Source organism: Dysgonomonas sp. UBA7710, assembly GCF_002482385.1.
Taxonomy (GTDB): domain Bacteria; phylum Bacteroidota; class Bacteroidia; order Bacteroidales; family Dysgonomonadaceae; genus Dysgonomonas.
On record NZ_DLFW01000002.1, the window covers coordinates 480,619 to 492,688 of the forward strand.

Annotated in this window: 8 protein-coding genes; 5 read left to right on the plus strand and 3 right to left on the minus strand. The window is 41.4% G+C overall.

Annotated features, from left to right (window positions below; translation table 11 throughout):
- Positions 1–71: 71 nt before the first annotated feature.
- From nifJ to B3317_RS02285, 5 genes are all read left to right on the plus strand, one after another.
- Positions 72–3,641 carry a pyruvate:ferredoxin (flavodoxin) oxidoreductase gene (gene nifJ / locus B3317_RS02265; protein WP_291108206.1) on the plus strand — a complete coding sequence of 1,190 codons (3,570 nt, stop codon included), beginning with the start codon at positions 72–74 and terminating at the stop codon, positions 3,639–3,641.
- A 201-nt stretch (positions 3,642–3,842) separates the two neighbouring features.
- The gene (locus tag B3317_RS02270; protein ID WP_291108208.1) at positions 3,843–6,020 is read left to right on the plus strand and encodes an SUMF1/EgtB/PvdO family nonheme iron enzyme; all 2,178 of its coding nucleotides are present in this window, start codon (positions 3,843–3,845) and stop codon (positions 6,018–6,020) included.
- Positions 6,021–6,075: 55 nt separating this feature from the next.
- On the plus strand, positions 6,076–7,014 hold the full coding sequence (gene gldL / locus B3317_RS02275) for a gliding motility protein GldL (RefSeq protein ID WP_291108210.1): 939 nt from the start codon (positions 6,076–6,078) through the stop codon (positions 7,012–7,014).
- Positions 7,015–7,060: 46 nt separating this feature from the next.
- On the plus strand, positions 7,061–8,632 hold the full coding sequence (gldM, locus tag B3317_RS02280; protein WP_291108212.1) for a gliding motility protein GldM: 1,572 nt from the start codon (positions 7,061–7,063) through the stop codon (positions 8,630–8,632).
- A gap of 21 nt (positions 8,633–8,653) precedes the next feature.
- Positions 8,654–9,514 (plus strand): gliding motility protein GldN, encoded by an 861-nt coding sequence (locus B3317_RS02285; protein WP_291108214.1) that lies wholly within the window; start codon positions 8,654–8,656, stop codon positions 9,512–9,514.
- A 112-nt stretch (positions 9,515–9,626) separates the two neighbouring features.
- Here B3317_RS02285 and B3317_RS02290 read toward each other — a convergent pair whose 3' ends face one another.
- The 3 genes from B3317_RS02290 to B3317_RS02300 are packed head-to-tail and all read right to left on the minus strand — an operon-like array spanning position 9,627 to position 12,068.
- Complete coding sequence (locus B3317_RS02290; protein ID WP_291108216.1) at positions 9,627–10,181, minus strand: 2-oxoacid:acceptor oxidoreductase family protein; 555 nt, start codon at positions 10,179–10,181, stop codon at positions 9,627–9,629.
- Between the two features lie 10 nt (positions 10,182–10,191).
- A complete protein-coding gene (locus B3317_RS02295; protein ID WP_291108218.1) occupies positions 10,192–10,950 on the minus strand; it encodes a thiamine pyrophosphate-dependent enzyme in 759 nt (252 codons plus the stop codon).
- A 35-nt stretch (positions 10,951–10,985) separates the two neighbouring features.
- Positions 10,986–12,068: a 3-methyl-2-oxobutanoate dehydrogenase subunit VorB gene (locus B3317_RS02300; protein WP_006798522.1), complete on the minus strand. Its 1,083-nt coding sequence runs from the start codon at positions 12,066–12,068 to the stop codon at positions 10,986–10,988.
- Between the last annotated feature and the right edge of the window lie 2 nt (positions 12,069–12,070).

Consider the following 12,070-nt stretch of genomic DNA (forward strand, 5'->3'; position numbering starts at 1 on the left):
TAGGTTTATATAAATCAAATCCATGAATCATAAAGTAAACTAAATAAGATAATCAACTATTACAAAAAGGTATGGCTAAACAAAAAAAATTCCTTACATGTGATGGTAATCAGGCTGCAGCGCATATTTCATATATGTTCAGCGAAGTGGCTTCGATCTATCCTATCACACCATCATCAACAATGGCAGAGTATGTTGATGAATGGGCGGCTGCCGGACGCAAAAATATATTCGGCGAAATACTAAAAGTACAGGAGATGCAATCTGAGGCCGGTGCTGCAGGTGCATTGCACGGTTCACTGCAAGCAGGTGCTTTAACAACCACATATACAGCCTCACAAGGTTTGTTGTTGATGATCCCTAATATGTATAAAATTGCAGGGGAGCTTCTTCCGAGCGTGTTCCATATTTCGGCGCGTGCGCTGGCTGCTCAGGCTCTTTCTATCTTTGGAGACCATCAGGATGTTATGGCTGCACGTCAGACAGGTTTTGCAATGTTCTTCTCAGGTTCGGTGCAAGAGGTTATGGACCTTTCGGCAGTTCCTCATTTGGCAACGCTTGAGGCTCGTATTCCATTTATGAATATTTTCGATGGTTTCCGTACTTCTCACGAAATACAGAAAGTAGAAGAAATGGATCAGAACGATCTTATTCCTCTGATTGACCAGAAAGCATTGAAGGAATTCCGCGAAAGAGCATTGAATCCTGAAAATCCGGTAACCCGTGGTACGGCTCAGAACGATGATATTTATTTCCAATCCCGTGAAGCTGCAAATAAATTTTATGATGCAGTGCCTGAGATCGTAGAAAAGTATCTTGCTGAAATAACCAAGATAACCGGTCGCAAATACGGCTTATTTGATTATTACGGAGCAGAAGATGCAGACCGCGTAATTATAGCAATGGGTTCAGTAACCGAAGCTATCAAAGAAACTGTAGACTATCTGAATGCTAAAGGTGAAAAGGTAGGTCTTGTTGCAGTTCACTTATATCGTCCGTTCAAGGCTGAAGCATTTATGGCTGCTATACCAAAAACAGCTAAGAGAATCGCTGTACTTGACCGTACAAAAGAACCGGGTTCTCTTGGACAGCCATTGTATATGGATGTAAGAGACTGTTTCTACGGAAAAGAAGAAAGTCCTACTATCGTTGGTGGTATTTATGGTCTTTCATCCAAAGATACTACTCCGGCTCAGATAATGTCAGTTTATGAAAATCTGGCAATGGCTATGCCGAAGAACGATTTCACAATCGGTATTGTGGACGACGTGACGTTTAAATCTCTTCCGTTGAAAGAAGAAGTTTCGGTAGATGAGTCTGCATACGAAGCTAAATTCTACGGATTAGGTTCTGATGGTACAGTTGGTGCAAATAAAAATACAGTAAAAATTATTGGTGATAATACGGATAAATATTGTCAGGCATATTTTGCCTACGACTCTAAGAAGTCGGGAGGTTTTACAGCTTCCCACCTTCGTTTCGGAGACAATCCTATTCGTTCCACATATTTGGTAAATACCCCAAATTTTGTAGCATGTCACGTTCCGGCTTATCTTCATCTTTATGATGTAACCAAAGGTTTGAAGAAAAACGGTACGTTCCTTCTCAACTCTGTATGGGATAAAGAAGATGTAGGAAACTATCTTCCTGATAATGTGAAGAAATATCTCGCAGTAAACAATATCAATTTCTATATAATCAATGCAACTAAGATTGCTACGGAAATTGGTCTTGGAGGCCGTACAAATACAATCCTTCAATCTGCATTCTTCAAAATATCAAATGTGATTCCTTACGATCTGGCTGTAGAGCAGATGAAGAAATTTATCGTTAAGTCATACGGACGTAAAGGGGAAGATGTAATAAAGAAGAATTATGCAGCGGTAGATCGCGGTGTTGAAGTAGAAAAGGTAGAAGTCCCTGCAGAATGGGCTAATATAGTAGTCGGTAAACCGGTAGAGGATGATGCTCCTGAATTTATTAAGAAAGTAGTACGTCCTGTTAATGCCCAGCGAGGTTATGATCTTCCGGTATCTGTATTCGTAGGCCGTGAAGACGGTACATGGGATCATGGTACAACTGAGTACGAGAAACGCGGTGTGGCAGCTTTCGTTCCTGTTTGGGAAGCCGAAAACTGTATACAGTGTAATCAATGTGCTTATGTCTGTCCTCACGCTACTATCCGTCCGTTCGTACTCGATGCTACAGAGCAGTCTAAAGTTCCGGAAGGAGTAGAATTGCTTAAGGCTCAAGGGAAACAATTTGATGGAATGGGATTCCGTATTCAGGTAGACGTACTTGACTGTCTTGGTTGCGGAAACTGTGCCGATATTTGTCCGGGCAAAAAGGGTAACTCAGCTCTGAAGATGGTTGAGATCGGTACTCAGTTCCCTGAACAGAATAACTGGGATTTCATGATAAAGAATGTAACCAGCAAGGCTCACCTTGTGGATACTAAACTGAATGTGAAAAACTCTCAGTTTGCAACTCCATTGTTCGAGTTCTCAGGTGCATGTTCCGGTTGTGGTGAAACTCCATATATTAAACTTGTTACCCAATTGTTTGGGGATCGTATGTTGATTGCCAATGCTACAGGCTGTACTTCAATCTATGGTGGTTCGGCTCCTTCAACTCCTTATCGTAAGAATGAAGAAGGTAAAGGTCCGGCATGGGCTAACTCTTTGTTCGAAGATAATGCTGAGTTTGGTCTGGGATATGCTTTGGCAAACATCACAATGCGTGACCGTATCCAGAAATTGATGACTCAGGCTCAGGACTGCGATAAATGCTCGCCGGAACTGAAAGCCCTGTATAAAGAATGGATAGAAAATAAAAATGAAGCTGAAAAGACAAAAGAACTTCATGCTCAGATAATGCCATTGCTTGAAGTAGAGAAAGATAACTGCGAGTATTGTAAGGAAATTTATTCTTTGAAACAATATATTATCAAACGCTCTATCTGGATCTTTGGAGGTGACGGTTGGGCTTACGATATAGGTTTCGGTGGTCTGGACCATGTGATTGCTTCCGGTGAAGATGTAAATATTCTTGTACTTGATACAGAAGTTTACTCCAATACAGGAGGTCAGTCTTCGAAATCTACCCCGGTAGCTGCTGTTGCTAAATTTGCCGCTGCAGGTAAAAAGATCCGTAAGAAAGACCTTGGTATGATTGCGACTACATATGGTTATGTATATGTCGCTCAGGTAGCAATGGGCGCTAATCAGGGACAATGCCTGAAAGCAATTAAAGAAGCTGAAGAATATAAAGGACCATCATTGGTTATTGCATATTCACCTTGTATCAGCCACGGATTACGTAAAGGAATGGGACATGCTCAAGATGAAGAAAAAGCGGCTGTTGCTTGCGGATACTGGCACTTGTGGCGTTATAATCCGATGTTGGAGGAAGAAGGAAAGAATCCGTTCACTATGGATAGTAAAGAGCCCGATTGGTCTAAATTCCAAGAGTATCTTGGCAGTGAGGTTCGTTATACTTCTCTTCAGAAATCAAATCCGACAGAAGCGTCGGATCTGTATAAAGCTGCTCAGGATAATGCGATGTGGCGTTACAAAGGCTATCAGCGTCTTGCTGCTGCAACATTTGAAAAATTCGATGAAACATCAGAGCTTCAAAATTAATGCTTATTAGCCATTAATATATAATAACATTTGGAGGGCCGGTCGTTATGATTGGCCCTCTTTTTTTGTTAAAAGCCTTATCTTTACATGTTTATTAAGAATAAAGATTATCAATTTAATATATAAAAGAATTCTAAATTAAAAAATATGTATTATCTTTGCCAAACCTGATATATAGTTATTATAACTGATACAAAACATATGAACAAAAAGACTTTACTAACTTCACTGCTATTGATCTGTGTATCAATGGTATCCTTCGCACAGACAAATCACTCTGAGCAATATTCCGTCCCGACGCGGAATGAATATTTACAGAAAGACCCTGTTTGGTTTATCTCCATAGGAGCCGGAGGGCAGGTTTATTTCGGAGAAGATGATAATGGGGTTCCAGGCAACCGTATAGGCCTTGATAAAAGAGTAACTTTCGCACCCACATTAACAATCGGGCGGCGAATGAGTAATATAATAACCCTTCGCTTGCAACTGTCCGGCGGTAGCCTGCATGGTTTCAATGATGGTTGGAATGGAACTTATACCCGCTGGTGGAAAGACGGGGCTAATGGAGAGGACTTTATGCGTCTTTCTAAAGACCCGCAATGGGATTATATGGGATGGGTAGAAGGCGTTGATTATGAATATAGTGCTGTGGATATGACAGGGGTGCCTGTATATCATCCGGTAAGAGATGGAAAATTTGGTGCGGAAAACCAAAATTACTACATGCAGCATATGCGTTATATTAGTGCAACAGGAGATGTCTCGTTGAATCTGTTGAACCTATTAAAGGGATATCAGCCAAATCGTAGATTTGAAGTGTCACCATTTGCCGGTGTGGGTTGGTATCAGCGTTTTGCGCATATGGGTACACTCAATAATACGTTCTTCGGCGGTAGTTTAGGTTTGAACTTGGGTTTTAATTTAACCAGAAAATTTCAAATCTTTGCCGAAGGCAGAGGTATTATTGTGAGTGATAAATTTGATGGACAACAAGGCGATTTGAGTAATAATGGTATTGCACAGGCTACAATGGGGGTAACATATAAGTTCGGAGAACCGAAATATATTGATCCTGCTATTGAAACACGTTTGGTTATGCCATATAATATAGCACGAGGCTGCGATAAAATGGTACTTGTGCCGGGAGGTAATATAGAGATGGGTACAGGTGTGGACCCGCTTTGGGGTGACTCCATACCACGTAAACTGGTTGCAGTAAGTCCTTTCTGGATGGATGAAACAGAAGTGACGAATAAACAATATCGTGAATTTGTTTATTGGGTACGTGATTCCATCATCAGAGAGCGTTTGGCTGATCCGGCTTATGCGGGAGATCCTACATATAAAGTATTGATAAGACCGAGCGATAATTCTTTCATTTCTGTAGGGCAACGTTTGAATTGGAATAAACCAATTCCGTGGAAAAACCCGACAAGTAGGGAGTCTGCTGCCATAAATAGTGTTGTGGGAGGAAACTCTTTCAATGCGGATAAAGGCGGATTGATTGTATCGGCAATGAATTATAAATATGATTGGTTCGACTCTAAGAGTTATTATGCTTTCTTAGGCAAAACGCGTGCAGGTGAAGCTACAGCTATTGCTGTTACGAAAGATACAGCATATGTAAATTCGAGAGGAGATATTGTTCGCGAAACATTATCAAGAATGTCTCACGGTGACCGGATCGATTTTACGAATACTTATATAGTAAATATATATCCTGATGTAATGAGTTGGATGACAGACTTCGCCAATGCAAAAAGCGAGCGTTATGTAGAAAGCTACTTTACAACGAAAGCCTACGATAATTTCCCTGTGGTTGGTGTATCCTGGGAAGCTGCCGATGCATACTGTGCATGGCGTACAGACCGTTATATTGCTGAAGGTAAATGTACTCAGGCAGGTTTTGAAGGTTATAGATTACCTACAGAAGCAGAGTGGGAGTTTGCAGCCAGAAACGGACGTTCTGAATTGGAATATCCGTGGTATTCGGATCAAACACACACAACAGATGGTCTGGCTCATGCTAATTTCAGGGCGTCTAAAGATTTAAAAGATTTGGTATCTCCTGTGGCAACATTCCTGCCTAACCGTTTCGGTTTGTATGATATGGCCGGGAATGTGGCAGAATGGACTACTACAACATTTACAGAGTCGGTAGACCGTATGGCTGATGAGGCTAATCCTGACTTTAGCTACAGAGCGGTATTGGCTGACCCCGCTATCCTTAAACGTAAAATAGTGAAAGGTGGTTCGTGGAAAGATGCGACAGTACGTTCAGGAGACAGATCGGTCGAATTTCAGGACAAAGGTCGTTCATTCATCGGATTCAGATGTGTGAGATCTTGGGGTGTTGACGAAAAGGGAAGATTTAGATAATAAATCCGTTAAATATAAGTTTATACTTATATAACATTACATATAGTTAAGCAAAATGACGAAGAAGGAAAGCATTAAACATTTTATATCCAGCCGAAAAGGTCAGATAATATTCAACTATTTATATAGCTGGGGAGCCGCAGTAGTTATTATTGGGGCCATGTTTAAGATTATTCACCTTCCTTTTGCCGATTATATACTAATGGCGGGGATGATTACCGAGGCAGTGGTTTTCTTTATCTCTGCATTCGATTATATTTCTCCGACTCCGGCTACTGAAACAGTTGCCAATGCTGGAGTGATTATTGGTAGCAGTGTGACCGGAGGTACAGTTGTAACTCCCCAGGCAGCTGCTGTAAGGGCAGAATCTGGTAAAGGTAAAGTCGAAGGTTCTGGTTCGGTAGTCGTTGTTACAGGTGGAGGAGGTGGAAATATCTCCGGAGGAAGTTTCTCAGGTTCAGGGGCGACATCTGCTGGTAGTGCCGGAGGAGGTAATATCGGAGTAAATCAGACAGCGTCAACGGATACATATTCTTCAGGTGCTTCAGGAAGTGGGAATGCTTCAGGAAGAAGTGTCACGCCTGAATATGCGCAGAGTTTAAATGATACTGCTCAAAATTTAGAAGAATTTTCTACTACTATACAATCGTTGAATGAAGCATCTCAAAAACTATTGGGAGCTTATAAGCACGTTACCGAAACTCAAGGTTTTGTAGATAACTTAGCGACATTAAATCAGAATGTAAGTGGACTGAATGATGTATTTAATACACAGCTACAGACTATAACAGAGCAAATGTCGGCCGTCAGATATATAAACGATAGTTTGATCCGGATGAAAGGTTTATATGACGGAGCTATCGGAGATAGTTATATGTTCAGAGAAGAATCTGCAAAAATGACTAAGCATATAGAAGCGTTGAACAATGTATATGCTCGTTTATTACAGGCTATGACAACAAATAACAACAATATGAACCCAACTAATTTTTAAGTAAAGGTCGTTAGGCTTGATTTGAAAATTAAAAAGAAGATAACTGATGGCATTAAGTAGAGGGCAAATGACGCGGCAGAAGATGATAAATCTGATGTATCTGGTTTTTATTGCTATGCTCGCTTTAAATGTATCGACAGAAGTACTCGATGGATTCGTATTAGTAAATGATAACCTTCAGGAAAACATAGAGGTTACAACCGCCCGGAATAAACAAATATATTCAGATATAGACGAGGCATATGCTACAAATCCCGAAAAAACCCGGAAGGGGTATGATACATCGCAGGATGTAAGGCGCAAAACTGATTCGCTCTTCAACTATATACAATACCTGAAACAGGAGATTGCAAAAAAGAGTGATGGAGCGAATGCCGATATTGATAATCTGAAATCGAAAGACAATCTTAATGCTTCATCCGAAGTAATGATTTCTCCCGTCGGCGGACAGGGAAATAAACTGAAAAAAGCATTGGATGAATACAGAGAAAGCATATTAACCCTGATATCTGATGAAACAAAGAAGGATGTGGTTAATAAGACTTTGTCTACTCAGCCGAACGAACGTGCGAAAAAAGACGGAAAGAACTGGCTACAGGCTTCTTTCGACAGAATGCCAAGCATTGCCGCTATAACTTTTTTATCGGAGTTGCAGGTGAATGTGAAGCAGGCGGAAGGAGAAGTACTGAATAGTTTGGTTCAGGATATTGACGTAAAAGATCTACGGGTCAATCAATTGAGTGCTTTTGTAGTTCCTCAATCTAGCATGGTAATGCGTGGGACAACATATTCGGCACAGATTATCATGGCCGCGGTTGATACAACACAGCGTCCGCGTATAGTTGTCAATGGCAAAGAGTTGCCGGAAGATAAAAAAGGTTTATATGAATTTGCCGCTACAGGTACAGGAAAGCAGACTTTCAATGGTTTTATAGAGATGCTGGACCGGAGCGGGTTCCCATTGAAGCGGGAGTTCACTCAGGAATATACAGTTATGGAACCAATGGCTACAGTTGCACCTTTACTGATGGATGTACTTTATTCGGGTATTCCTAATCAGATTAGTATATCTGTTCCCGGTGTTCCAATTAGCGAAGTCTCGGCAAGCGCTGTAGATGGTGGAACATTGAGCGCGTCGGGCAATGGAATCTGGGTAGCTTCACCCTCTCCATCTAAAATAGGGCAGAAATTTGTAATTGCCGTATCTGCGAGAGTGAATGGAGTAACTCAAACTGTGGCAAGAAAAGAATTCAGAATACGTCCATTGCCTCCGGCATTAGCATATATTGATTATAAAGATGCTAATGGTAACCAGAGGAAGTTTAGAAAAGGTGCTCTATCCAGAGCTTTGATACTAAATTCTCCGGGGATTAAGGCTTCAATAGACGATGGCATTCTTGATATTCAATTTACGGTATTAAGTTTCAGAACATATTCGTTTGATGCTATGGGAAATACTACACCGGAATTATCAAATGGTGCTAATTTCTCTCCGCGTCAGATAGAACAAATAAGGAAGATGAATAGAGGGGCACGTTTCTTCATAGGCGACATTAAGGTAAAAGGCCCTGATGGAGTCGAACAGGAAACAAACCCAATGCAAGTAACGATCAATTAATTAACACAAAAATAGCATATTATGAAATCTATCATTTCATTAATGTTTGGCGGATTGCTGATTACAAGTTCGCTTTTCGCACAAAACTACGCAAATAACAGGTCCAGGATCTTAGATGAAGTATCGGTTGTTACTTCAACCTCAGAAGATATGGCTACGGATATTTCTACAAGAGAGTTATCCGTGATGGAAAATTCGATGAATGATTATTCTTCTACAATCTGGTCGCGGGAGATTTACCGTCAGATTAGCGATGTGGAAGGTAATGAGACGTTCTTTTATCCTCAGACGTCTACAGAGCAGAGGGCCAACTTGTTCTCATTGTTGATAAATTTGCTGAGTACAAATACCATAAATGGATATAAGTACGAGGCTCAACCAGATTTAAGTCCTGTACTTACCGGGAAAGAAACCTTGGAAGAAGCGGCTATTCCTTTTACAGAGGCTAGTGATAAGACTCTTAATGTGAAAAGGGAAGATATCCCATCCGATAAGATAACTCATTATCTGGTAAAGGAGAGATGGTATTTTGATATCAAGACATTCAAGGGTGATGTACGTGTGACACATATTTGTCCGGTACTGTTCGAAAAGGGCAAATATTTCCCATTATTCTGGGTTCGCTTCGATGATGTGAGTGTGTATCTGGCCAGAGCGATATCACCGGTAGGAGTAGCTAATGTAACTCCTGTTTTGACGAATGCTTCTATGTTTGATATTATTCGTAACAGATGGTATCGAGGTTGTATATATCAGGTGGGAATGAGACAACTGTCTGCTCACTTCCCAGAAATGAAAGACCTGATAAATGAACGTAAGCGTATAGAGAATGAACTGGATTATATTCAGTCTAAATTCTATGCTGCGGAAAGAAGAAGATAAAAAGAATCAGTATTATATAAGAAGCCTTGTAGAGAATCTATGAGGCTTTTTCCTTTTATATGAGAGGAAAAAATCCCCTTGGAACACCTCAGGGGATTATATATCGTACTGTTTAGCTAGGCTTCTGCACCTCCTGTATTATCTCCATTCCTTTCAGAATAGCTTGTTCATTCATCGGCAGTAACTTGTGATGACGTTCAGGTAGCGATTTTTTCAGCCCCAGCATTACATTATCAAGTTGCACCATCGGGGACACCTTGAGGAGGCCACCTAATACTATCATATTAAATGCCTTTGTATTCTGCATCAACGTGGCCGTGTCTATTGCCTCTATTTTGTAAATATATATGTCCTTTCTTGTTGGCGGATGCTGGAATCCGCTAGGGTCATATATTAATACCCCTCCGGGTTTTACATGAGGTTCGAATTTATCGAGTGAAGGTTGGTTAAGTATAATTGCTATATCATACTCGTTTACAATAGGCGAACTGATAGCATTATCGCTTAGTATAACTGTTACGTTAGCAGTACCACCGCGTTGTTCCGGACCATATGATGGAAACCATGAAACTTCCTTATCTTCCATCAGCCCCGAATAAGCCAGTATCTTACCCATCGACAGCACACCCTGCCCTCCAAAACCTGCTATTATTACTTCTTGTGTCATGCCTTCTCTTTTAGATATTTTTTAAGTCTCCCATAGGGTAAACAGGGAACATATTCTCTACCATCCAATCATTTGATGCCTGAGGCGTCATTTTCCAGCCGGAACTACAAGTTGATACTATCTCAACAATAGATGTTCCTTTATTTTCCATAGAGTTTTCGAACGCTTTGCGAATCATGCGCTTAGCCTTTTTTACGGTTGCTGCTGTATGCACACTTTGGCGGGTTGCAAGGCATACACCCGGTAATTGTGCCAGCAAATCCGTTATCTTGAGAGGGTAACCATTTTCATAAACATCCCGTCCGTTGGGCGTTGTGGCAGTTTTCATATCCAGAAGGGTGGTCGGAGCCATCTGTCCTCCGGTCATACCGTATATACCATTGTTAATAAAGATAATGGCAATATTTTCTCCTCTGTTTGCAGCATGTATAGTTTCAGCTGTACCGATAGCAGCAAGGTCTCCGTCTCCCTGGTAAGTGAATACCATTTTCTCAGGATTAAGACGTTTAACGGCGGTAGCCACTGCCGGAGCTCGTCCGTGAGCTGCTTCCTGCCAGTCTACATCCAGATAGTTGTATGCGAAAACGGCACAACCTACGGGTGCAATAGCAATGGTTTTATCCATGATTCCCATCTCTTCCACCACTTCGGCAATTAATTTATGTACAACCCCGTGTGAGCAGCCGGGGCAATAATGCATCTCGGTATCGTTCATTAATGCAGGTTTTGCATATACGAGATTAGCCGGATCTATAATATTTGTACTCATAATCTTAAAACTTTAATTTTTACAAAACCACTATTTTAGCAGTCAAACTTACGTTGCAGAGCATCTACCACTTCGCTTGGAGTAGGTACGATACCACCCAGACGACCGTAATGTTCTACTTTTACTTTTCCGCTTACAGCCAGACGAACGTCTTCCACCATTTGGCCGGCATTCATCTCTACTGTAAGTATTCCTTTTATTTTGGATGCGTATTTGTCTATTTCTTTCGAAGGGAACGGCCAAAGCGTGATAGGACGGATAAGTCCCACTTTTATACCCTGTGCACGTGCCAGATCCATTGCTTTCTGGCATATACGTGCCGCAGAACCGAATGCTACCAATATGTAGTCGGCATCTTCACAATTGATTTCCTGATGCAGGCATAGTTCTTTTTCAATTTTCCTGTACTTTGCCTGAAGGCGGAGATTGTTTACCTCCATTTTATTAGAATCCAGTTCGAGAGTGGTTATTATCGTAGGCTTTTTTCCGGGTAGCCTGCCCAATGTCGCCCATGGGCATTGCTCTCTGATTTCGGCATCAGTTCTTCTGCGGGTGTATGCAGGGAGTTTGACTTTTTCCATCATCTGACCGATAACTCCATCGGTAAGTATCATTGCCGGAGTTTGATATTTAAAAGCGAGATCGAATCCCAAGGTGACAAAATCTGCCATTTCCTGTACAGAACTGGGAGCAAGTGTGATTAATTTATAATCTCCGTGGCCTCCTCCTTTTACAGCCTGAAAGTAATCGGCCTGTGACGGCTGTATGGTACCTAATCCCGGTCCTCCGCGCATTACGTTTACCAGCAAGCAAGGCAGTTCGCCTGCGGCGATATATGAAACCCCTTCTAGCATAAGGCTCATTCCGGGGCTGGAAGATGATGTCATAACTGCTTTTCCACAGCCTGCGCCACCATATACCATATTGATAGATGCTGTTTCACTTTCAGCCTGAAGAACAACCATCCCTGTCGTTTTCCAAGGAGCCTCGGCCATTAATGTTTCCATTATTTCCGATTGAGGAGTTATTGGATATCCGAAGTAGCCATCAGCACCGTATCTGATTGCAGCATGAGCTATGGCTTCGTTGCCTTTCATTAAAAATATTTCTTCTGACATAA

Coding starts and splice junctions, on each gene's coding strand:
- nifJ (WP_291108206.1), top strand. CDS start 72: ATGGCTAAACAAAAAAAATTCCTTACATGTGATGGTAATCAGGCTGCA.
- B3317_RS02270 (WP_291108208.1), top strand. CDS start 3,843: ATGAACAAAAAGACTTTACTAACTTCACTGCTATTGATCTGTGTATCA.
- gldL (WP_291108210.1), top strand. CDS start 6,076: ATGACGAAGAAGGAAAGCATTAAACATTTTATATCCAGCCGAAAAGGT.
- gldM (WP_291108212.1), top strand. CDS start 7,061: ATGGCATTAAGTAGAGGGCAAATGACGCGGCAGAAGATGATAAATCTG.
- B3317_RS02285 (WP_291108214.1), top strand. CDS start 8,654: ATGAAATCTATCATTTCATTAATGTTTGGCGGATTGCTGATTACAAGT.
- B3317_RS02290 (WP_291108216.1), bottom strand. CDS start 10,181: ATGACACAAGAAGTAATAATAGCAGGTTTTGGAGGGCAGGGTGTGCTG.
- B3317_RS02295 (WP_291108218.1), bottom strand. CDS start 10,950: ATGAGTACAAATATTATAGATCCGGCTAATCTCGTATATGCAAAACCT.
- B3317_RS02300 (WP_006798522.1), bottom strand. CDS start 12,068: ATGTCAGAAGAAATATTTTTAATGAAAGGCAACGAAGCCATAGCTCAT.